Below are 23,503 nucleotides of genomic sequence, written 5' to 3'. Positions count from 1 at the left end.
AGCCGTCGGCGGTGCCCAGCCCGAAGATGTTCGCCGTCCGGCCCAAGCCCCCGGCGGCCGGGCCCGTGCAGGCGCACACCCCTTCGGACTCGGCCCGCTTCGGCCGAGTCGCCGAGGACGGCACCGTGTTCGTCAAGGAGGGCGAGGGGGAGCGGGCCGTCGGGTCCTATCCCGGTGCCACCGACGAGGAGGCCCTGCAGTACTTCGCCCGCAAGTACGACGAACTGTATGCCGCGGCCGACCTGCTCACCCAGCGCGCCGCCCTGCCCGAGGTCACCAGCAAGGACCTCGCCGAGGGACTGACCGGCCTGCGCACCCACATCGGCGAAGCCAATGTCGTCGGCGACCTCGCCGCCCTGACAGCGCTGGTCGATGGCGTCGAGAGCCAGATCACCAGCAAGCGCGAGAGCGAGTCCGCGGCCCGCGCTGCGGCCAAGGCCGAGGCGCTGACGGTGCGCGAAGATCTGGTCGCCCAGGCGGAGGCCATCGCCGGCCAGCCGGTGGAACGTATCCAGTGGAAGACCTCGAGCGCTACGATGCGGGCGCTGCTCGACTCCTGGAAGGAGCAGCAGCGCACCGGGGCGCGCCTCGACAAGGACGTCGAGGCCGCCCTCTGGCAACGCTTCTCCCGGGCCCGCAACTCCTTTGACAAGGCTCGCCGCACCCACTTCGCGGAGCTGGAGACCACGCGGACCGCGGCGCGCTCCTCCAAAGAGAAGCTCGTCAAGGAGGCGCAAGCCCTCGCCACCAGCAAGGACTGGGCGGCCACCGCCGGCGCTTTCAAGCGCCTGATGGACCAGTGGCGCCAGGCCGGCCGCGCCTCGCGCGCCGAGGACGACGCCTTGTGGGAGCAGTTCAAGGCCGCTCAGGACAGCTTCTTCGCCGCCAAGGACGCCGTCGTCGCGGCCGAGGACGAGGAATATCGCGCCAACCACGAGGTCAAACTCGGCCTGCTCGCCGAGGCCGAAAAGCTGCTGCCCGTGCAGGACCTGGAGGCCACCAAGGCCGCCCTGCGCGTCATCCAGGACAAGTGGGATGCCGCCGGCAAGGTGCCGCGCGCCGACATCGATCGCACCGAGAAGGGCATGCGCCGCGTCGAAGCGGCCGTGCGCGAGGCCGACGAGAAGAAGTGGCGCCGCACCAACCCCGAGGTCACCGCGCGGGCCCAATCCCTGGCCACCCAGCTGGAGGCCTCGCTGGCCAAGGTCGAGGCGGAACTCGCGCAGGCGCAGGCCAAGGGCAACTCCACGAAGATCGCCGACCTGACCGCCAAGCTCGAGGCCCAGCGCAGCTGGCTGGAGCAGGCCCGCGGCGGCCTGTCCGATATCGGCTGACATCCCGAACGCAATAGACTCGGGAACGCCCGGCACACAACGACCGGGCCCCTGTGACGCCAGCGCTGCCGTCACAGTTGCAGTCGTGCACGAAGCGAGGAGTTCCCGTGAAGATCGGCGTCCCCACCGAGGTCAAGAACCACGAATACCGGGTGGGCATCACCCCGGTCGGCGTGCACGAGTTGGTCGGGCACGGCCACGAGGTGCTCATCCAGAAGGGCGCCGGACTCGGCAGCTCGATCACCGACGAGGAGTTCGTCTCCCAAGGCGCCCGCATCATCGACTCCGCCGACGACGTGTGGGGCGAGGCCGACATGGTCATGAAGGTCAAGGAGCCGGTCAAAGAGGAATACCACCGGCTCCGGGAGGGCCTGACCCTCTTCACCTACCTCCACCTGGCCGCGGACCAGCCGCTCACCGACGAACTCGTCGCCACCAAGGTCACCGGCATCGCCTACGAGACCGTCCAGCTGCCGTCGGGCATGCTGCCGCTGCTCTATCCGATGTCCGAGGTCGCGGGCTGCCTCGCCCCGCAAGTCGGCGCACACTCGATGATGCGCCCGTATGGCGGCCGCGGTGTCCTCATGGGCGGCGTCGGCGGGGTCGCGAACGCCAAGGTCGTCGTCCTCGGCGCCGGCGTCGCGGGCCAGAACGCCGCCAATATCGCGCTCGGCATGGGCGCCGATGTCACTCTCCTCGACACCGATCTCGACAAGCTCCGAATGAGCTTTTGGCGCTATGACAACCGCGTCCACCAGATCGCCTCCTCCGCCCTCGCCGTGCGCGAGCAGGTGCTCCAGGCCGACCTGGTCATCGGCACCGTCCTCGTCCCGGGCGCCAAGGCTCCCAAGCTGGTCACCGACGAGATGGTCGCGGCCATGAAGCCCGGATCGGTGCTCGTCGACGTCGCCATCGACCAGGGCGGCTGCTTCGAAGGCAGCCGGCCCACCACGCATGCCGACCCCACCTTCACCGTGCACAACTCGATCTACTACTGCGTCGCGAATATGCCTGGCGCAGTGCCCAATACGTCCACGTGGGCGCTGACCAACGCCACGCTCGGGTATGCCGTCAAGCTCGCCGACAAGGGCTGGCAGCAGGCCATGCGCGACGATCGCGCGCTGGCCTTCGGACTCAATACCCACGCCGGCGAGGTCACCTGCCCGGGTGTCGCCGAAGCCTTCGGTATGGAGTGCGCCGACACGGCCGCGATCGTCGCCTGATCCCACGCTGCCCCAACGACATTGCCGGATCCGCAACGCCCGCCCGACGCCCTCGACCGGGCGTTGCGGGACTGGCTGACCCACCTCGACGTCGAGCGGGGGCTGTCGCGGCATACCCTGCGCGCCTACGAGCGGGACGTGGGGCGGTATGCCGCCTACCTGCGCTCTCGCGGCATCACCGATCTCGCTGCGGTCGACTCGGCCGTCGTGAGCGACTTCCTCGTCGCCCTCCGGTCCGGCGAGGGCGCCCCCCCGGCGGCTCGCGGCGTCGTCGGCCGGCCGAGCTGTCGTCGCTGTGCGTGCCTTCCACCGCTTCCTGGCCCTCGACGGCGCCCTGGAGGCCGACCCGGCGCGCTCGGTCACACCGCCGAAAACGCCGCTGCGGCTGCCGAAAGCCATTCCGCTCGACCGCGTCGAGGCCCTGCTGGCCGCGGCCAGTGTGGGCGATACCCCTGCGGCACTGCGGGATCGGGCGCTGCTCGAGGTGCTCTACGGCGTGGGCGCGCGGGTCTCCGAGGTCGTCGACCTCGACGTCGACGACCTCGATCGCGACAGCGAGGTGGTGCGCTTGCGCGGCAAGGGCGACAAGGAGCGCATCGTCCCGCTCGGGTCGTATGCCGCCGCCGCCCTCGACGCCTACCGCACCCGGGCCCGGCCGGTCCTGGCAGCCAAGGGCCGCGGCATACCCGCCCTCTTCCTCAACCAGCGCGGCGGGCGACTGACCCGGCAAGGGGTGTGGGCGATCCTCAAGGCCACCGCCGAGCGGGCGGGCATCACCGAGGAGATCTCACCGCATACCTTCCGCCACTCCTTCGCCACCCACCTGCTGCAGGGGGGCGCCGACGTGCGCATCGTCCAGGAACTCCTCGGCCACGCCTCGGTGACGACGACGCAGATCTACACCAAGGTGACCATCGACCAGCTGCGCGAGGTGTATGCCGGCGCCCACCCCCGCGCTCGATAGGCGGGCCGAGGAGATGGGGGACGCCACGTTCCCTCTTGATAAGGTCGCCGGGTGGAACGATCCGACGTGCACCTACCCGGCACCGAGGACGCCGAGATCGGTCAGTACGGCCCGACGGGGCGTCAACTGCCGGCCTTCCCCGAGCCGCCCGCGCTGACCAGCCACGGGCCGGCGCGCGTCATCGCCCTGTGCAACCAGAAGGGCGGGGTCGGCAAGACCACGACGACGATCAATCTCGGTGCGGCACTGGCCGAATACGGCCGCAAAGTGCTGCTGATCGACTTCGACCCGCAGGGCGCGCTGTCGGTCGGACTCGGGATCAACAGCAACGACCTCGACGTCACGATCTACAACCTGCTCATCGAACGCGACCACGACATCCGCGAGGTCATCCAACATTCACGCGTCCCCGGCCTCGACGTCGTGCCGGCCAATATCGACCTGTCGGCGGCCGAGGTGCAACTCGTGGGGGAGGTCGCTCGCGAGCAGGTCCTCGCACGGGTCATGCGGCCGGTGCTCGACGACTACGACGTCATCCTCATCGACTGCCAACCCTCTCTGGGGCTGCTCACGGTCAACGCCCTCACCGCGGCGCACGGGGTGCTGATCCCGTTGGAGACCGAGTACTTTGCGATGCGCGGCGTGGCGCTGCTTGTCGAGACGATCCAGAAGATTATCGACCGGCTCAACCCGCGCCTGCAGATCGACGGCATCCTCGCGACGATGTACGACGGGCGCACCCTGCACAGCCGCGAGGTCGTCGAGTCGGTGGTCGCGCACTTCGGTGACCGGGTGCTGCATACGGTCATCTCCCGCACCGTGAAGTTCCCCGACGCGACGCTCGCCGCCGAGCCCATCACCAGCTACGCCTCCGCGCACTCCGGCGCCAACGCCTACCGCCAGCTCGCCCGCGAACTCATCGCCCGCGGCAGCGCCCCCTGAGCACGATGACCACGGACGCCCTGGTGGGCGAGGGCGACTTCAGCGGAGACGCCGTCCCTGGCGGCGTCATCACGAGGCGCGCACCGGAGAACGCGTTCTCGGTGCACCTTGACAACTTCGAAGGCCCTTTCGACCTGCTGCTCGGGCTGATCGCCAAGCACAAGCTCGACATCACCGAGATCGCGCTCGCGCAGGTGACCGACGAATTCCTCGCGCACTTGCGCCAGCTGCGTGAGGCGGGTGACTGGGACCTGTCGCAGACGACCGAGTTCCTGCTCGTCGCCGCCACGCTGTTGGACCTGAAGGCGGCTCGCTTACTGCCCCAACTGGATCCGCAGGACGAGGAGGACCTCGCCCTGATCGAGGCCCGGGACCTGCTGTTCGCCCGCCTGCTGCAGTATCGCGCGTTCAAACAGATCGCCCACGTCTTCGAGGACCGGATGGCCGTCAACCGGGCGATGGTGGCCCGGCGGGCCGGGGTCGACCCGCGCTTCGAAAAACTGTTGCCGGAGTTGGTCATCGGGATCACGCCCGAGCAGTTGGCGATGATCGCGGCGCGGGCGATGACGCCCAAGGCGGTGCCGACGGTCGGGTTGGACCACCTGCACGCACCGGCCGTCAGCGTGCAGGAACAGGCCGGGATCATCGGGGAGCGCCTGCGCCACGCCAAGGTCGCGACATTCCGTGCGCTGGTGTCGGACGCCGACTCGACACTCGTCATCGTGGCTCGGTTCCTGGCGCTGCTGGAGCTCTATCGCGAGGCGAACGTGACGTTCGAACAAGCGGAAGCGTTGGGGGAGTTGACAATTCGCTGGGTCGGAACCGACTCCGGCGAGATCACGGTGAGCGACGAGTTCGACGAGAGCGTCGATGCCGAGTCGGACGAAGGAGAGGACGAGCAGTGAGCGAGCACGAGGCCGAATCGGTCGTTTCCGAGGACCTCGTCGCGGACGAGAGTGCCGCCGAGGAGGACGGTCCGCTCGTCCTCGACGTCGACGCCATGCCGGGCGGGGCGAAGGCGGCCATCGAGGCGATCCTCATGGTCACCGACGATCCGGTGACGTCGATGGCGCTGGCGACCGCGCTGGAGATCCCCGTGCCGGCCGTCGAGACGCACCTCCAGACGTTGATCGCGGACTATGGCGATCGGGGGTTCACGTTGCGCGAGGTCGCGGGCGGGTGGCGGATCTACAGCCGGCCGGAGTATGCCGCTGCCGTCGAGCGCTTCATCCTCGAGGGGGCAACGGCCAAACTGACGCAGGCGTCCCTGGAGACCTTGGCCGTCATCGCCTACCGCCAGCCGATCTCTCGAGGACGGGTCGGCGCGGTGCGCGGCGTCAACGTCGACGGCGTCGTCCGAACCCTGTTGACCCGTGGGCTGATCGAGGAGGTCGGCAGCGAGCCGGAGTCGGGGGCGATCCTTTACGGCACGACCGACTACTTCCTCGAGCGTCTCGGGCTGCGGGACCTGTCCGAACTTCCGGCCCTCGCGCCGTATCTTCCCGAGGTGGACATCCTCGACGAACTCGCTGAGACGGGACGCGCATGACACCCCCCAAACCCAGTAGTGGTGGGAGCGGACGACCGGGCCGTCCCCGCGGCCAGGCCGGCGGCACCGGCGGCACTCCGGGCCGCCGCCGTGGGCCTCAGCACGCCGGCACGACGAAGAAGAGCCAACCCACGCGCGTGCCCGTCGAACCGCACCGCGACGACGTCGACATCCACGATCCTGACGGCATACGGCTGCAAAAGATGTTGGCGGCCAGCGGAATCGGCTCCCGGCGCGCTTGCGAGCAGATGATCAGCGAGGGCCGGGTCGAGGTGGACGGCCAGATCGTCATGGAACTCGGCGTGCGCGTCGACCCGACCCGCCAGGCCATCCACGTCGACGGTGTGCGCGTCCAGACCGACCCCGAGAAGGTCTACCTCGCCTTCAACAAGCCGGTCGGGGTCGTCACGACGATGCAGGACGAGAAGGGCCGCCCGTGTGTCGGTGACTACGTGGCGGGCCGGCGCGAGCGCCTCTTCCACGTCGGCCGCCTCGACGCCGACACCGAGGGATTGCTGCTGCTCACCAACGACGGCGAGCTGGCCAACCGCCTCGCGCACCCGTCATACGAGGTGCTCAAGACGTATGTCGCCCAGGTGCCCGGTCCGGTGCCCCGCGACCTCGGCAAGACCCTGCGAGCCGGCGTCGACCTGGATGACGGGCGAGTCGTCGTCGACAGCTTCAAACTCGTCGACTCCATGCCCGGCAAGGCCGTCGTGGAGGTGATCCTGCACGAGGGCCGCAACCGCATCGTCCGGCGCCTGCTGGAGGCGGTCGGGCACCCGGTGATCGAGTTGGCGCGCATCCAGTTCGGACCGGTGCGCCTGGGCAACACCAAGGCCGGCAAGATGCGAAATCTCACCGCCCGGGAGATCAGCGAGCTGTATGACGCGGTGGGGCTCTGAGTCGTATGCCGCGTGCTTTGCCGCCCCCCGTGCTGCCGCAGCGGGTGCACATCATCGGGTCGGGCCTGATCGGCACCAGCCTGGCGATGGCGCTCGTGCGTGCCGGCCTGGTCGTCAGCGTCGCGGACGCCTCGCCGACCAATGAGGCGCTGGCGTCGGATCTCAGTGGGGCGCGGATCGGCGCGGGGGACCCCGTCGATCTTGTCGTGGTGGCGACGCCACCGGATGTCACCGCCGATGTCGTCACTCACGCGCTGGCGACATGGCCCAACGCTGTCGTCACGGACGTGGCCTCGGTGAAGGAGATCGTGCGGGCGGAGTTGGACGCCAAGGAGGTGCCTGGCCGCGAACGGTATGTCGGTGGCCACCCGATGGCTGGGCGCGAGAAGTCCGGTGCCATCGCCGCCCGCATCGACCTCTTCGAAGGCCGGCCATGGGTGATTTCGCGCACGGAGACAACGGATCCCGACGGCGTGGCGCTGGTGCGCGGCATCGCCGAAGCCGCGGGTGCCGTGGTCCGTCTGCTCTCGCCGACCGAGCACGATGCCGCCGTCGCGGCCGTGTCGCACGTCCCGCAGATCGCCGCCAGCCTCGTCGCGGCGCGCCTGGCCGACCTGCCCGAGGACGCGGTCGGGCTGTCCGGCACCGGAGTTCGCGATGTCACCCGGATCGCCGGCAGCGACCCGGTCCTCTGGACCCAGATCCTCACCGGCAACGCCGGAGCCGTCGCCGCCGTCCTCAAGGCCCTGGCCGCCGACCTCGGCCAGATCGTCGACGCCCTTGATTCACTCGCCGCCGCGACGACTCCCGACGGGCAGATCGAGGCCCCCGGCGCCCGCGCCGTCCTCGCGCGGACGATCGCTGCGGGCAACACCGGCCAGGCCCGCATCCCCGGCAAGCACGGCGCCGCCCCCGCGGCATACGCCGTCGTCACCGTCCTCATCCCCGACGAGCCGGGCCAGCTCGGCCGCCTCTTCCAGGATGTCGGCGACGCGGGCATCAACCTCGAGGAGCTCAACCTCGAACACAACCTCGGCCAGCCCTACGGCCAGCTCGAACTCTCCGTCCTCCCTGCTGTTGCGGCCGACCTCACCGACTGGCTCACCGCCCGCGGCTGGCGCGTCCACGATTGACCCCCGTCGAGGGCACTTCTCGGTCGTCCAATGTGCAGTTCTCGGTCGTCCAGAGTGCGATCGAGGGCCGGCGCTGACGGTTAGGGTGGCGTCCATGGTCGCTCCCGTCGTCATCGCTATCGACGGCCCCTCCGGGTCGGGCAAGTCGAGCGTTTCCCGCGCTGTCGCAACGCATTTCGGCTTCGGCTACCTCGACACCGGGGCGATGTACCGGGCCGTGACGCTGTGGTGCCTGCGTCAGGGGATCGACCTCACGGACGCCGGCGCCGTCGTCGCTGCCGCGAAGGACCTGCCCCTCGGGCTGGGCGCCGACCCCCAGGATCCGACAGTCGAGCTCGACGGTGACGACATCGCCGAAGCGATCCGCACCAGCGAGGTCTCGGCGGAGGTCTCCAAGGTCGCCACCAACCTCGGAGTCCGCGCGGTCCTGCAGGAGCAGCAGCGCGACCTGATCGCGATCATCGCCGACGACTTCGGGGGAGTGGTGGCCGAGGGCCGCGATATCACCACGGTTGTCGCGCCCGACGCCGACGTGCGCATCTTGCTCACCGCCTCCGAGGAGGCTCGGCTCGCCCGGCGCAGCACCCAATTGCACGGCACCGCCGACGCCGCCACGGTCGCCGCGACCCACGACGAGGTCGTTCGCCGCGACCGGGACGACTCCACGGTCTCGCAGTTCACCGTCGCCGCCGACGGCGTGGTCCTTCTCGACACCTCGGCGCTCGACTTCGACGGCAGCGTCGCGGCCGTCATCGGCATTGTCGAGCACGCAGAGGAGCGCGAGTAGCCCGCTCGCTCCGAACTGCCTCGTGAAGCGCGAGCCGCCTGGGGTGGCGCGGACTGCCTGAGAAATACGTCAGGCAGTTGGCCCGAAGTCAGGCAGTTGGCGCGATGTCAGGCAGTTCGCGGTAACCCGGTCAGTTCGCCACCTCCGCGGGCGGGCGGCAGCAACGATTTCGGGCGGGCGCACCGCATACGGGACACTGGAAGGTATGACGACCACCCCGCCCCCGCACGAGACCGACGGGGACGACATCGCCCTGGACCGCGCGCTGCGCGTCGGCCTGGACGAGTTCGACCTGACCGAGGAGGACCGCGCCCTCCTCGACATCGAGGGCTTCCAGGACGAGCAGCGGACCGAGGTCGTCCTGCCGGTCGTGGCCATCGTCGGGCGCCCGAACGTCGGCAAGTCCACCCTCGTCAATCGGATCCTGCGCCGCCGCGAGGCGGTCGTCGAGGACGTGCCGGGGGTCACCCGCGACCGCGTCGCGTATGAGGCCGAGTGGTCGGGTCGACGCTTCACGATCATCGACACCGGCGGCTGGAGCATCGACGCCACCGGCATCCACCTGCGCGTGGCCGAGCAGGCCGAGATCGCCGTCGAGATGGCCGATGTCGTGCTCTTCGTCGTCGACGCCAAGGTCGGCGCCACCGACGACGACGAGGCCGTCGTGCGCATGCTGCGCCGCGCCGGCAAGCCGGTCATCCTGTGCGCCAACAAGGTCGACGACGACCGGTTCGAAGCCGACGCCATGGCCCTGTGGAACCTCGGCCTCGGTGAACCGTTCGCCATCTCCGCGCTGCACGGCCGCGGCTCCGGCGACCTGCTCGACAAGATTCTCGAGCTGCTCCCGGAGGAGTCGCACGTCGCCGCCGCCGGCCAGGAGGGCGGCCCCCGCCGGGTCGCGCTGCTCGGGCGTCCGAACGTCGGCAAGTCCTCCCTGCTGAACAAGCTGGCGGGGCAGGAGCGGGTCGTCGTCGACGATCTCGCCGGCACCACCCGCGACCCGGTGGACGAACTCGTCGAACTCGGTGGCAAGCCGTGGCGATTCGTCGACACAGCCGGCATACGGCGCCGCGTCCACCAGACCCAGGGCGCCGATTTCTATGCCTCGCTGCGCACGCAGGCCGCCCTCGAGAAGGCCGAGGTCGCCGTTGTCCTCATCGACGCCGGCACCGCGATCACCGAGCAGGACATCCGCATCGTCCAGCAGGTCATCGACGCCGGCCGCGCCCTGGTCATCGTGTACAACAAGTGGGACACCATGGATGAGGAGCGGCGCTACTACCTCGAGCGGGAGATCGAGCGCGAACTGGTCCAGGTCCCCTGGGCGCCGCGGGCCAACATCTCGGCCCGGACCGGCCGGCATACCGACAAGCTCCTCCCAGCCCTCGAGACCGCACTCGACTCGTGGGACCAGCGCATCCCCACCGCCCGCCTCAACGCCTTCCTCGGCGAAGTCGTCGCCGCCCACCCGCATCCGGTCCGCGGCGGCAAACAACCGCGCATCCTCTTCGGCACCCAGGGCGGGACCCGCCCGCCGCGATTCGTGCTCTTCGCCTCCGGCTTCCTGGAGGCCGGCTACCGCCGCTTCCTCGAGCGCCGGCTGCGTGAGGAGTTCGGCTTCGAAGGCTCGCCGATCGAGGTCTCGGTGCGCGTGCGGGAGAAGCGCAAGCGCTAGGAGAGGGCGGCTCCGGCCAGCACCACCAGCGCCGCCGCACCAGCGATGCCGGTGAGCCACGCCCGCCGCGTCTAGCCCCATCCTATCCCCGCCAGAGCGACGACTATCGCCAACGGAATCGTATGTCCGCCAAGGGCGTTCGTCGCCCACGTCGCCCCGACGCCGAGAGCCGCCAGCACCCCGAGCGGGTGGGCGCGCGGTGACTCTCTCGCCATCGTGGCAGCCAGGACGAACATGACGACCGCCGCCCCGGCATACCAGATCCCGTGCCCCGCCAGTTCGTCCCAGAGGTATGCGGTCTCGCCCGGGTCCGCGTTTCCGATCGAGTTCGCCGCCAGGTCGATGCCGTGACCCTGGGTGTAGGCCAGCGCGCCGACCGCGAAGACGCCCCAGTGCCGCCCGGTGACCCGCGCGGTGGCGAGGGTGAGCGCGGCGGGAGCGCGCACGGCATACGGCACCACGAGGTCGAGCCAGTCCACCCAGCTGGTCCCGCGCCAGCGCGCCGTGCCCGCCGGTAGGAGACCGAGGTGGTGCAGCACGGCATACGCGCAGGCGGTGACGAAAAGCCACCGCCGGTATGCCACGGGCCACGCCTCGATCTGCGCCACCGCCACATCCTCGCGCGAGACAACCGATTCGGGCGGCAGGCAGGGCGTGAGGTATGGTTGCGTTCGCCTCCCGGTCGGGGGGCATTGTCACGGGCTGTGGCGCAGTTTGGTAGCGCACTTGACTGGGGGTCAAGGGGTCGCAGGTTCAAATCCTGTCAGCCCGACCACGCGGATTCCCACGTCGTCGGCGGGTCTAACGACGGTGTTCGAGGGCCACGCTCTACCGACGGTGTGACCCCGCCATCCAGATCGCAACACGAGCCACTCCCGCCCCAGTAGTTTGCTCTGAACTCGCTGGTAGGTGGACACTTCTGGCGTGCCTGCACCACCTGTCCTGCCACGCCTCGCCCCGCCTCGCGCCGTGGTGCGTCGGCTTGGGCTGACAGTCGGGGCCCTGGTGGCGCTGTACGGGCTGTATGCCGGCCTGGCCACCTTGGGCACGGTACCGCCGTTGCCGTGGAGCAAAACCGTTGCCACGTGGACGCTGCCCGAGGAGCAGGACCCCACGCCGGCGACCCAGGAACTCACGGTGATGGTGTCGCGCATCGAGTGCAACGGCGGGCGCACCGGCACGCTCCGCGGAGCCAAGGTGAACGAACACGACGACGAGGTCGTCGTCACGACGTATGTCGCGAAGCAGCGGCCCGGCGCCTACACCTGCCTCGGCAACGACCTCAAACCACTGACCGTGCCGCTCAAGACGCCCCTGGGCGAGCGAAAGCTGGTGGACGGTGCCTGCACCGACGCCAACCGCCAGACCGCTCTCTGCCTCGACGACGGCGTGCGCTGGCCCCTCGCCGCCGACTAAGGGTCAGGGCAGCGAGGCCGCGATCCGCCCGACGATCTCGGTCAGGATGGCCGGCGAGGTCGCAATGTTCAGCCGCGCGAAGCCCTCGCCACGGGAGCCGAACGACGGGCCGGAGTTGAGCCCCACCTTGGCGACCTCGAGGAAGTGCGCCGCCGGGTCGCGAGGCAAGCCGGCCGCCCGGCAGTCCAGCCACATCAGATAGGTCGCCTCCGGCAGGGCGGTCGTGACCGACGGCGCCTGCTCCGCCAGCAGCCGCTGCACGAGCCGCCGGTTCTCGTCCAGCTCGCCGAGCACCTGATCGAGCCACGCATCCCCGTAGGTGAACGCCGCCGTGTGAGCCACCACCCCGGACAGGCTGGCATTCGGCCCGGTCATGATCTCCGTCAACGTGACGTCCTCACCCGGCGCCCCCAGCACGACGCCCGCCTTGAACGCCGCCAGCGAGAACGCCTTGGCCGCCGAGTGCACGGCGAACCCGCGCTCCAGCCCCGGCACCTGCAGATAGGACACGAAACGGGGAGAGCCGGCATACACCACCGGCGCGTGCACCTCGTCCGAGATCACCGTCACCCCGAACCGGTCCGCCAGCCCGGCGACCGCGGTGAGTTCCGCCACCGTGTGCACCACCCCGGTCGGGTTGTGCGGGTTGGACAAGATGTATGCCGCCCGCCCGCCCCGCGCCGTCGCCTCGGCGAAGGCCGCCTCCAGCGCCGCCAGGTCCAGCCGCCCGTCCTCGCCCATCGCCGCCCACACGATCGGCCGGTTCCCCAGTTCAGGGAAGGTCCGGAAGGGGTAGTACACCGGGTCGTTGATGACCACCGGGTCACCCTCGGACGTCGTCTTGAGCAGGACGACGAAGATCCCCATCATCACGTCCGCCGACAGCCGCGCCCGGTCGCGATCGATCTGCCACCCCCACCGGCGCGCGGCGAAATCACCGAAGGCACCGACATACCCCGAAGCCGTCGGATAACCGGTGTCGCCGCGCTCCATCATCGCCGCGAGCGCCTCGCGGATCGGCGCCGCCGGCACGACGTCCATCTCAGCCACCCACGCCGGGATGACGTCCGCCGGATAGGTGTTCCACTTCAGGCTGATCCGCTCGCGCAGTGCATCCAGGCCGAGGTTGAGGATGGGCTCGCTCATACGAGGGAATGTAACGGCTCACCAGCGGAAGCGTTTAGGCTTCCCACGTGACGACGACACCGGTGGAGCCCGAGCGCTCGGACCGCGTGTGGACGATTCCGAACCTGTTGTCGATGCTGCGACTGGTCGGTGTGCCCATCTTCCTGTGGGCCATCCTGACCAAGCACGACACGCTCGCCCTCGTGGTGTTGATGCTTTCCGGCATCAGCGACTACCTCGACGGCAAGATCGCGCGCAAGTTCAACCTGATCTCCAACCTCGGCGCCCTCCTCGACCCCATCGCGGACCGCCTCTACATCCTCTCCACCCTCCTCGGGCTTGCCTGGCGCGAGATCATTCCGTGGTGGCTGGTCGGCGTCCTGATCGCCCGCGAGGTTTTCCTCACCCTCCTGCTGCTGTATGCCCGCACCAAGGGCCTGCGCGAGATGCCGGTCCACTTCGTCGGCAAGGCCGCGACCTTCAACCTCCTCTACGCCTTCCCGTGCCTGCTGCTGGCCGACGGCGACTCCACCCTGGCGCAGATCGCCCGCCCGATCGGGTGGGGCTTCGCGTGGTGGGGCATCGTCCTTTATTGGGTCGCCGGGCTGATGTATGCCGTGCAGTTGCGCCGGTATGTCCGCGCGGCGACCTTGCACCCCACCGCCACGTGAGGGTCGTATGACAGCGCCTGCACCCACTCCCGCGCGTCGCCCCGACGCGTCGATGACGCTGCTGACCGAGATGCTCGAACGTCCCCTCGACCCCGGGTATGCCGCGGCGTCGGCTCGTCGTGCCGCCGCCGGTGGTCCTCGTTCCACTCCCGTCGGGTCCACCCTCGTGGCCGTCACCGCCATCCTGCTCGGGTTGCTCTTCGCCGTCTCGGCCACGACGGTGCGCCGCGGGGAAGCGAGCGCCGGGACCGTGCGCAAGGACCTGATCAGCCAGATCGAGAGTCGCCGCGCCGTGGTCGACGAACGCTCGGCCGCCATCCGTGATCGGCAGACGGAGATCACCCGGCTCGAGTCAAACGCCTTGGGCGCCACCGAAAACGGGCTGCGGCAGGAACTGCAGGCCCTTGCGGCCGCCACCGGGAACGTCGCCGTCGAAGGACCCGGCCTGCTCGTCACCCTCAACGACAAGCCCACCGACGACGCGACGCCCACAGCGGGCGACGACCAGGGCAAGGTGCTCTCTCGGGACCTGTTCATCGTCGTCAACTCGCTGTGGCAATCCGGGGCCGAGGCGATCGCCATCAACGGCCAGCGCCTGACGGTCCGCTCGCCGATCCGCTTCGCCGGCGAGGCGATCCTCGTCAACTTCCGGCCCCTGTCCCCGCCCTACGTCATCTCGGCGATCGGCGACCCGGCGGCCCTGCCCGCGGCGTTCGCCGAGACGGTGGGCGGGGCCTATCTCAAATCGTTGACCGACAATTTCGGCATCGTCACATCCGTCGACGGGGCTGACCACATCAGCCTCCCCGGCGCCACCCGCGTGACCGTCGACAAGGCGGTCGTCCAAGGAGGCACCAAGTGATTCCCGCCCTGGGGCTACTCGCCGGCATCCTCATCGGCGTCGTCCTGCAACCCGATGTGCCGATCTGGCTGCAGCCCTATCTGCCGATCGCCGTCATCGCTGCGCTCGACGCGGTCTTCGGCGGGGTCCGGGCCGTCCTCGACGGCATCTTCGACGACAAGGTCTTCGTCATCTCCTTCCTCTCCAATGTGATCGTCGCGGCGCTGATCGTCTATCTCGGCGACCAGCTCGGTGTCGGTGCGCAACTCTCGACCGGTGTCGTCGTCGTCCTCGGGGTGCGGATCTTCTCCAATGTCGCCTCGATCCGCCGCCACCTCTTCCACGCGTGATGGCCACCCGCACCCGCCGCCCCGCCACGGACACGCGCACCGCGTGGCGCCGCCTCGGGCGGATCGCCGCCCCTCGCATGACCCGCAGCAACCTGTTCGTGCTGGCGCTGGCGGGGTCCTCCTCGGGTTCGCGATCAGCGCGCAAGTGCGACAGACCCGCACGCAGGGGCTGGAGAACCTCCGCCAGGAGGAGCTCGTCGGCATTCTCGACACCGTGACACAGGAGAGTGTGCGGCTCGGCAACGAACTGCGCGATCTGGAACGCATCCGCGACCGGCTCGCCAGCGGCGCCGACAGCGAGGCTGCCGCCGTACAGGTGGCGCAGGAACGCGCCGACACCCTCGCCATCCTGGCGGGCACCAAGGCGGCGACCGGACCGGGCATCACGATGACCATCACCGACCCCGACGGCCAGATCAGCTCCACGATCCTCCTCGACGCGCTCGAGGAGTTGCGCGACGCCGGCGCGGAGGTCATCCAGATCGGCCCGGTGCGTGTGGTCGCCTCGACCTACTTCACCGACGTCGACGGCGGGATCAGCGTCTCCGGCACCAATGTCGCCCCGCCCTACATCTTCCGGGCCATCGGCGACGCCCCGACGATGGCTGCCGCGATGGAGATCCCGGGCGGCGTGGGGGAGTCGGTCCGTGGCAAGGGCGGCGAGGTGACGATCGCCGCCCGGGACGAGGTGAGCATCACCGCGACCTACGAGCCGAAGACCCCCCAGTTCGCCCGCCCCGCACCCACGCCGAGCTCCAGCGCGTCGTCCTGACGCTTCCACGTCCGCGCGGACTAGTGTTGCGCCCAACCAATCCACGAACGGAGACTGCGATGTCTGATTTCGACTTCCCCGACGATCTGCGCTACACCTCGGATCACGAGTGGGTGCGCGTCGGCGGCGACGGCAATGTGCGGATCGGCATCACGGCATACGCCCAGGACGCGCTCGGCGATGTCGTGTATGTCAGTGCCCCCGCCGTGGGGTCGCCGGTGGCCGCAGGCGACGCCTGCGGCGAGGTCGAGTCGACCAAATCGGTCAGCGACCTCTACTCTCCGTTGACCGGCACCGTCACCGCCGTCAACGACGCCCTCGACGGCGCCCCCGAGCTGATCAACAGCGACCCCTACGGGGAGGGCTGGATCTACGAGATGACCGTCGAGGACCCCTCGGTCCTCGAAACGCTGATGGATGCCGGTGCCTACCGCGATAACCTCGCCTGACCTGGGCACCCGCCCACCCGTGAAGGAGCACATCGAATGAGCGATCAGCCAGCGGCCCCGACGCCCGACTCTGGCGAGCCGTCCGGCGAGGTGTTCCGTTTCGACCCCTCGACCCAGCGCCTGCCCGGCGTCGGCGGGTCCGAGGCCCCCGACTGGACCGACTACGAGCCGGCCCTCAGCCGCGAGGACCTCGGCCTGATCGAGGCTCTGCGCCCCGGCACTGCGTTGCTGATCGTCCAGCGCGGCCCCAACACCGGTGCTCGTTTCCTCCTCGACGACGCGGAGGTGACCTCCGGCCGCGGCCCGGACAGCGACATCTTCCTCGACGACGTGACGGTCTCCCGCAAGCACGCCGTGTTCTCCTTCGAGGACGGCCGGTTCGTGGTGCGCGACGTGGGTTCCCTCAATGGCACCTATGTCAACCGCGAACGCGTCGACGAGGCCGAGTTGCACGATCGCGACGAGGTGCAGATCGGCAAGTTCCGCCTGGTGTTCCACCAGGCCAAGGCCTGACCAGTGCCTGCCCGCGGCCAGCGCATCGGGGCCGTGCTCGCGCAGCTCACGCCGGACTATCCCGACCTGACGATCTCCAAGCTGCGCTTCCTTGAGGCCGAAGGCCTCGTCGAGCCCGAGCGAGCCCCATCCGGATACCGCCTCTACGCCCCGGCGGATATCGAGCGGGTCCGGTTCATCCTCACCGCTCAGCGCGACCGATTCTGGCCGCTGAAGGTGATCAAGGACAACCTCGACGCGATGGACCGCGGCCTGACGGTCGACGCCGGCACCTCCGCCGTGCCCACGCCGCCTCAGGTCACGGCCGATCCGGCGGTGCCACGGGCGGACGACCTGGTGGCCGACGAGCAGCCGGCTCCGCGGCTGCAGGCCACCGAACTGGCCGCTGCCACGGGGGCCGGCCGCACCCTCATCGACGAACTGGTCTCCTTCGGGCTGCTGCGCCCCGACAAGCAGGGCTACTTCGCCGGGGAGAGCGCGCGGATCGTGGCCGCGGCCCACGACCTGGGCGGCTTCGGGATCGAAGCCCGCCATCTGCGGGTCTTCCGCACAGCCGCCGAACGCGAGGTGGGGTTGGTCGACTACGCCGCCGCCGGGGCGGGCCGTCCGGACCCGGCCGCGATCGCCGCGGCCTGCCTGGCGCTGCATACCGCCCTCGTCAAGGACGAACTGAGCCGGCGCGAGGCGTAGTAGTTTGTCAGGGTGAGGCACTTGGACGTCCTGGGGGTGCGGGTCGAAATGCCCACGAACACCCCGATCATCCTGTTGCGCGAGCGCGAGGGTGCCCGCCACCTGCCCATTTGGATCGGCGCGGCCGAGGCCACCGCCATCGCCTACGCCCAGCAGGGCGTCGTGCCGCCCCGGCCGTTGACGCACGACCTGCTCGTCAACACCATTACGGCCTTGGGCGACAGCCTCGGCAGCGTGCGCATCGACCGCATCGACGAGGGCGTCTATTACGCGACCCTGGTGTTGGGCAGCGGCATCGAGATCGACTCCCGCGCCTCCGACGCCATCGCTCTCGCGATCCGGGCGGGTGCCGAGGTCTACGCACCCGAGGATCTGCTCGACAGCGCCGGGATCCTGCTGCCGGAGGAGACCGACGACGAGGTCGAGAAGTTCAAGGAGTTCCTCGACCACGTTTCGCCGGAGGACTTCGAGACCCGACCCGACTCTTGACCTCAAGTCGATCTTTAATGATGGCTGTGACTGATGTGACTAGTGGGTCAGGTGCGACACGCCGAAAGTGTTATGGCGTCGGTCGTTGACGACCGCCCCCGCCCGCCGTACCGTCAAATCCAGATACCAGTCAAGTCCACACGGAGGATTCGGTGAGCGAGAGCGGGGATGGGATGCGGCCGACGCCGCGACCCACGCAGGACGCGCTGTTCGACGACTTCGGGACGCCCTTCGGGGACGTTGGCTACCGCGGGGTGACGGCCTGCAAGGCCGCGGGTATCACCTATCGCCAGCTCGACTACTGGGCCCGGACCGGGCTCGTCGAGCCGTCCATTCGCGGTGCGGCCGGCTCCGGCAGCCAGCGCCTCTACGGGTTCCGCGACATCCTCGTCCTCAAGGTCGTCAAGCGCCTCTTGGACACCGGCGTCTCCCTGCACCAGATCCGCCTGGCCATCGAGCACCTACGCGAGCGGGGTGTGGAGGACCTGGCCCAGGTCACCCTCCTGAGCGATGGCGCCTCCGTCTTCGAGTGCACCTCGCCGACCGAGATGTTCGACCTGCTCCAAGGCGGTCAGGGGGTCTTCGGGATCGCCCTGGGCAAGGTCTGGCAGGAGGTCGAGGGCTCGCTCGCCCACCTGCCCGGCGAGTCACCCGACGAGGCCACCCCCGCCGAGCACCCCGGCGACGAACTGCGCGCCCGCCGCGCCGCCCGCGTCGGCTGACGCCCTTCCCAGCCGCGGCCCCGACGATCGGCGGGTGGGGGGTCGCCGATCGTCGTACCAGGCGTGAGGGGTCCGAGGGCAGGTGCCGTTGATAGGCTCGCAAGTGGCCAAAAGCACCCCACGAGGAGTCCCGGTGACGACACCCCTGCCCGAATTCGCTGCCCGGCACATCGGCCCGCGCGACGCCGATATCGACGCCATGTTGCAGGCGATCGGCCAGGACAGCCTCGATGCCCTGGCGTCTTCGGCGATCCCGCACACCATCCGGATGGCCGAAGCGCTCGACATCGAGCCGGCCACCAGCGAGCAGGCCGTCCTGGACCAGCTGCGCGCGTACGCGGACGACAACCGAGTGCTGACGAGCATGATCGGGCAGGGCTACTACGGCACGCACACCCCCGGGGTGATCCAGCGCAATGTTCTGGAGAACCCGGCCTGGTACACCGCCTACACGCCCTACCAGCCGGAGATCAGCCAGGGCCGCCTGGAGGCCCTCGTCAACTTCCAGACGATGATCACGGACCTGACCGGTCTCGACATCGCCGGCTCCTCCCTCCTCGACGAGGCGACTGCCGCGGCCGAAGCCATGACGCTGATGCATCGCGCTACCCGGGCCAAGGCCGACGCCGTCCTGCTCGTCGACGCCCACGTGTTCCCGCAGACGCTGGCGGTGGTGCGCACGCGGGCCGAGGCGATCGGCATACCGCTGGTCGTCACCGACCTCACCGAGATGACCACCGGGGAGGCGCTGCGCGCCGCCGCCGGCGAGAAGGACGTCTTCGGGGTGCTGGTGCAGTATCCCGACGCGCAGGGCGCGATCCGGTCGTATGCCGCGCTGGCCGTCGCCGCGCACGAGGCCGGAGCGCTGGTCACCGCCGCCGCCGACCTCCTCGCGCTCACGCTGCTGAAGCCGCCGGGGGAGTGGGGCGCCGACATCGCGGTCGGGTCGGCCCAGCGGTTCGGGGTGCCGATGATGTTCGGCGGCCCGCACGCCGGCTTCATGAGCGTGCGCAAGGGACTCGAGCGCACGATGCCCGGCCGCCTCGTCGGCGTGTCGGTCGACTCGGCCGGCTACCCGGCATACCGCCTCGCCCTGCAGACCCGCGAGCAGCACATCCGCCGCGAGAAGGCGACCTCCAATATCTGCACCGCGCAGGTGCTGCTCGCCGTGATGGCCTCGATGTATGCCGTCTACCACGGACCGGCCGGGTTGAGCGCCATCGCTCGACGGGTTCACGAGCGCGCACAGGACATCGCGGCGGGCCTGTCGGCCGCGGGAATCGAACCGCTCAGCACCCACTACTTCGACACCCTGACCTTCAGCGTGCCCGGCCGGGCCGACGAGTTCGTCGCGGCCGCAGCGGAGGCCGGGATCAACCTGCGGCGCGGAGCCGACGACGAGGTCGGCCTCAGCGTCGACGAGACGACGACCGGCGACCAGGTCGCTCGGGTGTTGGGCGGGATCGTGTCCGGGATGGTCGCGGGCGAGCCCACGGAGGCGGCGCTCCCCGCCGATCTGCAACGCACCTCGGACTTCCTCACGCACCCGGTCTTCAACAGCTATCACTCCGAGACGGCGATGCTGCGCTACCTGCGCTCGCTCGCCGACAAGGACTTCGCCCTCGACCGCGGCATGATCCCGCTCGGCTCGTGCACGATGAAGCTGAACGCCACGACCGAGATGGCGGCGATCACCTGGCCCGAGTTCGCGAACCTCCACCCCTTCGCGCCGCACGACCAGTCGGCGGGCTATCAGGCGCTCATCGCCGAGCTCGAAGACTGGCTGTGCCGGATCACCGGGTATGACGCGGTTTCGGTCCAGCCCAACGCCGGCTCCCAGGGGGAGCTGGCTGGGTTGCTCGCCATCCGCGCCTTCCACCGCGCGAACGGGCAGGAACACCGCACCGTCTGCCTGATCCCACAGAGCGCGCACGGCACCAATGCCGCGAGCGCCGTCATGGCGGGGATGAAGGTCGTCGTCGTCGCGACCGGTCCCGGCGGCGATATCGACATGGTCGACCTGAAGAACAAGATCGCCGACCACGGCGACAACCTCGCTGCGATCATGGTGACCTACCCCTCCACCCATGGCGTCTACGAGGACACGATCGCGGAGTTGTGCGCGATGATCCATGACGCTGGCGGTCAGGTCTACGTCGACGGCGCCAACCTCAACGCGCTCGTCGGGCTGGCGCAGCCCGGCACGTTCGGCTCCGACGTCTCGCACCTGAACCTGCACAAGACCTTCTGCATCCCGCACGGCGGCGGCGGCCCCGGTGTCGGCCCGATCGGCGTGCGTGCACACCTCGCCCCCTTCCTGCCGGCCAGCCCGCAACAGGGCCGCACCGGGTCCGCGGTCTCCGCGGCGCCCTACGGCTCCGCGGGGGGGGGGGTGGGCCTATATCCGGCTCATGGGCGGCGCCGGCCTGACGCGCGCCACCCAGGTCGCGGTCCTGAACGCCAACTACATCGCCGCCCGGCTGCGCGAGCACTACCCGGTGCTCTATTCGGGCAAGAACGGCCTCGTCGCGCACGAGTGCATCCTCGACGTGCGCCCGCTGACCAAGGAGAGCGGTGTCACCGTCGACGACATCGCCAAGCGCCTCATCGACTACGGCTTCCACGCCCCGACGATGTCCTTCCCGGTGGCCGGCACGCTCATGGTCGAGCCGACCGAGTCGGAGGACAAGGGCGAGCTGGACCGCTTCTGCGACGCGATGATCGCGATCCGCGGCGAGATCCAGCAGGTCATCGACGGTCAGGTCGCGATCGGGGACAGCGTGCTGCGGCATGCGCCGCACACGACCCAGTCGCTCGCGGGGGAGTGGGACCACCCCTACGACCGGGTCCCCCCGCCTGTTTCCCGCAGGGCCTGCACGCGACGAAGTACTGGCCCCCGGTCGGCCGGATCGACGGGGCATACGGCGACCGCCATCTGATCTGCAGCTGCCCGCCGCCGGAGGCGTTCGAGTAGAGCCGGCCGCGCCTCAGGCGGCCGAGTCCGCCGCGGTCAGCACCACGCTGGACCCGTGGGGTGACTTGCGCACTTCGATCCGCACCGGGATGCGGTCACGCAGGTCACCCACATGGCTGACGATGCCGACCGTGCGTCCGCCGTCGCGCAGGCCGTCCAGGACGGTCATGACATTCTCGAGGCTCTCCTCGTCGAGGCTGCCGAAGCCCTCGTCGACGAACAGGGTCTGCACTTCCTGGCCGCCGCTGCTTTCGCGGATGGCGTCGGCGAGCCCGAGAGCGAGGGCGAGCGAGGCCATGAACGACTCGCCCCCCGAGAGGCTCCCTGGGGCGCGCGTCGTGCCCGACCACTCGTCGTGGACGAGTAGGCCCAGGCCGCTGCTTGCCCCGCGGGCAGCGCGGGCGTCGTCGTAGAGGAGGCGGTAGCGGCCGGCATCCATCATCGCCAGTCGCTCGTTGGCCAGTTCGACAACCCGTTCGAGCCTCGCGGCGAGCACGAACGCGGACAGCCGCATCCGCAGCGCGTTGTTGGCGCTGGTGCCGGCGAGCAGGTCGGCCAGCTCGCCCACCTCGTCCAGTTGCGCGTGCAGGGGAGCCGATTGGGTTGCTGTGGAGACGATTTCGCGGGCGATGCCCGTGGCCTGCTCGGTCGTCCGCTGGGCGGTGGTATGCCGCCGCGCCGCCTCCAGACAGGCCGCTCTCGCCTGCTCCGCCGCGGACGCAGCCAGCGCGGGGTCGGGTGGGTCGGTCACGGCCAGGGCCGCGCGCACCTGCTCGTCGGCAAGTGTTGCCTCGTGAACCGCGGTGAGCCGGTCGTGCTCGGCGACGGCGTACTGCGCCGCGCGCAGGTCGTCGGTGCTCATGAGGGCTTGCCGGAGCTTCTCACGCGTGGCAAAGACACTGCCGCGCAAGGCGACCCGGAGCGCGGCGTCGGCGGCCGCGTAAGCGGCTTCGGCCTCGCGTGCGCGGTCGTCGGCGGCGACGATGCCGGCCACGAGCCGCTCGACGGCGGTATGCCGCTCGGTTGCCTCACGGTGCCAGGCGGCCAGCATCGCGACGACGTCAGAAGCGACTCCCTCGTCGTCGTTGTCACTGTCGAGCTCGGGATCGGTTGCACCGCAGACACATTCGGCCGAGTGGGCACTGATCTGGTGACGTGCCCTGGCGAGGGTCTCGTCGAGCCGGACCTGCGCGGCGTCCTGCCGTGCGCCGGCCGCGGCCGCCCTGTCCCGGGCCGCTGCGAGGCGCTCCTGGATGGCTTGCCGCTGCTCGTCGAGTGCTTCGACCTCCGCCTCAGCCGCCTGCAGCGCGGTCGCGGCCGTCGTGGCCGCGTCATGCTGTGCACCGACCTCGCGGGCCAGTCGCGCCAGAGTCGCTGCGGTTTCGGTGTCAGCCAAGGACTCGCGCGCAAGCAGATCGGTGAGGAGCGCGGCGAGATGGGACGGTGGTTCGCCGGCGGCCAGAGCGGCCAGGCGCTCGTGCATCTCACGCAGCTGCCCGGCGCGAGCCTCGACCGCGCGCGCGACGTCCAGACGGCACTTCTCGAGATGATCACGACACCGCTCGACCTCCGCTTCGGCGGCCGCGATCGTCGCCGGATCCCACTGCGCGCGATCGGTCTGCGGAGCGGGGTGCTCCACCGAACCGCATACGGGGCAGGGGTCTCCGTCGGTCAAGGTCACGGCCAGCTCGGCGGCGAGGTCGCCGAGTCGGGCTCGCTGGCCGGCGATCAGGGTCTCCTGGGCGAGGACCAATGCGGCCGTGGCATCCGACTGCGCACCCTCGGCTGCCGTGAGCCGGACCGACGAGGTGGCCAGCGCGTGCTGAAGGCGCTGCATCGCGTCGGCCTCACGGCGCCGTGATGCCCACAGCGGGGCCGAGCCCGCGACGGCGACGAGTGCGGCACAACGCGTTCGTGCCGCCGCCTGCTGGGTCGCTGCCGTCGCCGCCTCCGACTGCAGCTGAACCGCCGTCTCTCCG

The 23,503-nt window shown here is 70.0% G+C and carries 22 protein-coding genes, 1 tRNA gene and 2 pseudogenes; 22 read left to right on the top strand and 3 right to left on the bottom strand.

All coding sequences use genetic code 11. From position 1 onward, the window contains the following. The 10 genes and pseudogenes from BN11_RS14840 to der form a co-directional block, all read left to right on the top strand. The coding region (locus BN11_RS14840; protein WP_327152873.1) for a DUF349 domain-containing protein at window positions 1-1,334 on the top strand (1,334 nt) is incomplete at its 5' end. A 107-nt stretch (window positions 1,335-1,441) separates the two neighbouring features. After that, the gene (ald, locus tag BN11_RS14835; protein WP_048698933.1) at window positions 1,442-2,557 is read left to right on the top strand and encodes an alanine dehydrogenase; all 1,116 of its coding nucleotides are present in this window, start codon (window positions 1,442-1,444) and stop codon (window positions 2,555-2,557) included. 21 nt (window positions 2,558-2,578) lie between these two features. Continuing rightward, window positions 2,579-3,521: pseudogene (gene xerD, locus BN11_RS14830) on the top strand (site-specific tyrosine recombinase XerD). Between the two features lie 51 nt (window positions 3,522-3,572). After that, window positions 3,573-4,463 carry a ParA family protein gene (locus BN11_RS14825; RefSeq protein ID WP_048698930.1) on the top strand — a complete coding sequence of 297 codons (891 nt, stop codon included), beginning with the start codon at window positions 3,573-3,575 and terminating at the stop codon, window positions 4,461-4,463. A gap of 5 nt (window positions 4,464-4,468) precedes the next feature. Next, the gene (locus BN11_RS14820; protein ID WP_048698928.1) at window positions 4,469-5,368 is read left to right on the top strand and encodes a segregation and condensation protein A; all 900 of its coding nucleotides are present in this window, start codon (window positions 4,469-4,471) and stop codon (window positions 5,366-5,368) included. After that, entirely contained in the window at window positions 5,365-6,012 is a 648-nt protein-coding gene (gene scpB / locus BN11_RS14815; RefSeq protein WP_048698926.1) for an SMC-Scp complex subunit ScpB, read from the top strand. The genes BN11_RS14820 and scpB overlap by 4 nt, the downstream gene beginning before the upstream one ends. Next, window positions 6,009-6,917 carry a pseudouridine synthase gene (locus tag BN11_RS14810; RefSeq protein WP_048698924.1) on the top strand — a complete coding sequence of 303 codons (909 nt, stop codon included), beginning with the start codon at window positions 6,009-6,011 and terminating at the stop codon, window positions 6,915-6,917. Before scpB ends, BN11_RS14810 begins: the two co-directional genes overlap by 4 nt. A 17-nt stretch (window positions 6,918-6,934) precedes the next feature. Then, window positions 6,935-8,050 (top strand): prephenate dehydrogenase, encoded by a 1,116-nt coding sequence (locus BN11_RS14805; RefSeq protein ID WP_268807126.1) that lies wholly within the window; start codon window positions 6,935-6,937, stop codon window positions 8,048-8,050. Window positions 8,051-8,144: 94 nt separating this feature from the next. Then, entirely contained in the window at window positions 8,145-8,837 is a 693-nt protein-coding gene (cmk, locus tag BN11_RS14800) for a (d)CMP kinase (RefSeq protein ID WP_048698918.1), read from the top strand. 205 nt (window positions 8,838-9,042) lie between these two features. Beyond that, window positions 9,043-10,512, top strand: a complete 1,470-nt coding sequence (gene der / locus BN11_RS14795; RefSeq protein WP_048698915.1) for a ribosome biogenesis GTPase Der — start codon at window positions 9,043-9,045, stop codon at window positions 10,510-10,512. Between the two features lie 71 nt (window positions 10,513-10,583). Here the strand turns inward: der and BN11_RS14790 are convergent, their stop codons facing one another. Further along, on the bottom strand, window positions 10,584-11,120 hold the full coding sequence (locus BN11_RS14790; protein ID WP_048698913.1) for a hypothetical protein: 537 nt from the start codon (window positions 11,118-11,120) through the stop codon (window positions 10,584-10,586). A gap of 90 nt (window positions 11,121-11,210) precedes the next feature. On the opposite strand from BN11_RS14790, the gene BN11_RS14785 reads away from it, so the two are divergent. Together BN11_RS14785 and BN11_RS14780 are read left to right on the top strand one after the other, a co-directional pair. Then, window positions 11,211-11,287: transfer RNA gene (locus BN11_RS14785), tRNA-Pro, on the top strand. A gap of 149 nt (window positions 11,288-11,436) precedes the next feature. Beyond that, on the top strand, window positions 11,437-11,928 hold the full coding sequence (locus tag BN11_RS14780; RefSeq protein WP_157044182.1) for a hypothetical protein: 492 nt from the start codon (window positions 11,437-11,439) through the stop codon (window positions 11,926-11,928). A 3-nt stretch (window positions 11,929-11,931) separates the two neighbouring features. Here the strand turns inward: BN11_RS14780 and BN11_RS14775 are convergent, their stop codons facing one another. Continuing rightward, the gene (locus BN11_RS14775) at window positions 11,932-13,074 is read right to left on the bottom strand and encodes a MalY/PatB family protein (protein ID WP_048698907.1); all 1,143 of its coding nucleotides are present in this window, start codon (window positions 13,072-13,074) and stop codon (window positions 11,932-11,934) included. Window positions 13,075-13,121: 47 nt separating this feature from the next. Here BN11_RS14775 and BN11_RS14770 point away from each other — a divergent pair, with 47 nt between their 5' ends. The 10 genes and pseudogenes from BN11_RS14770 (at window position 13,122) to gcvP (ending at window position 21,524) form a co-directional block, all read left to right on the top strand. Continuing rightward, window positions 13,122-13,724, top strand: a complete 603-nt coding sequence (locus BN11_RS14770; RefSeq protein ID WP_048698905.1) for a CDP-alcohol phosphatidyltransferase family protein — start codon at window positions 13,122-13,124, stop codon at window positions 13,722-13,724. A 7-nt stretch (window positions 13,725-13,731) separates the two neighbouring features. After that, window positions 13,732-14,586 (top strand): DUF881 domain-containing protein, encoded by an 855-nt coding sequence (locus BN11_RS14765; RefSeq protein ID WP_162213247.1) that lies wholly within the window; start codon window positions 13,732-13,734, stop codon window positions 14,584-14,586. Continuing rightward, window positions 14,583-14,915, top strand: coding sequence for a small basic family protein (locus tag BN11_RS14760; RefSeq protein WP_048698899.1), 333 nt, complete (start codon window positions 14,583-14,585; stop codon window positions 14,913-14,915). The genes BN11_RS14765 and BN11_RS14760 overlap by 4 nt, the downstream gene beginning before the upstream one ends. Window positions 14,916-15,060: 145 nt before the next feature. Then, window positions 15,061-15,687, top strand: a complete 627-nt coding sequence (locus tag BN11_RS14755) for a DUF881 domain-containing protein (protein WP_053084126.1) — start codon at window positions 15,061-15,063, stop codon at window positions 15,685-15,687. Window positions 15,688-15,746: 59 nt separating this feature from the next. Then, window positions 15,747-16,136, top strand: coding sequence for a glycine cleavage system protein GcvH (gcvH, locus tag BN11_RS14750; protein ID WP_048698896.1), 390 nt, complete (start codon window positions 15,747-15,749; stop codon window positions 16,134-16,136). Window positions 16,137-16,172: 36 nt separating this feature from the next. Further along, the gene (locus BN11_RS14745) at window positions 16,173-16,649 is read left to right on the top strand and encodes an FHA domain-containing protein (RefSeq protein ID WP_048698894.1); all 477 of its coding nucleotides are present in this window, start codon (window positions 16,173-16,175) and stop codon (window positions 16,647-16,649) included. 3 nt (window positions 16,650-16,652) lie between these two features. After that, a complete protein-coding gene (gene ftsR, locus BN11_RS14740) occupies window positions 16,653-17,339 on the top strand; it encodes a transcriptional regulator FtsR (RefSeq protein ID WP_048698890.1) in 687 nt (228 codons plus the stop codon). Window positions 17,340-17,351: 12 nt separating this feature from the next. Beyond that, window positions 17,352-17,828, top strand: coding sequence for a bifunctional nuclease family protein (locus BN11_RS14735; protein WP_083433783.1), 477 nt, complete (start codon window positions 17,352-17,354; stop codon window positions 17,826-17,828). Between the two features lie 173 nt (window positions 17,829-18,001). Then, entirely contained in the window at window positions 18,002-18,550 is a 549-nt protein-coding gene (locus tag BN11_RS14730; RefSeq protein WP_048698886.1) for a MerR family transcriptional regulator, read from the top strand. Window positions 18,551-18,749: 199 nt separating this feature from the next. Continuing rightward, window positions 18,750-21,524, top strand: a pseudogene (gene gcvP, locus BN11_RS14725) (aminomethyl-transferring glycine dehydrogenase). A gap of 13 nt (window positions 21,525-21,537) precedes the next feature. Here gcvP and BN11_RS14720 read toward each other — a convergent pair. Continuing rightward, window positions 21,538-23,503: SbcC/MukB-like Walker B domain-containing protein (locus BN11_RS14720; RefSeq protein ID WP_268807125.1), on the bottom strand; the 1,966-nt coding region annotated here is incomplete at its 5' end.

It is taken from the genome of Nostocoides australiense Ben110 (assembly GCF_001050535.1).
Taxonomy (GTDB): Bacteria; Actinomycetota; Actinomycetes; order Actinomycetales; family Dermatophilaceae; genus Nostocoides_A; species Nostocoides_A australiense.
This window is presented reverse-complemented; position numbering and strand designations above follow the sequence as displayed.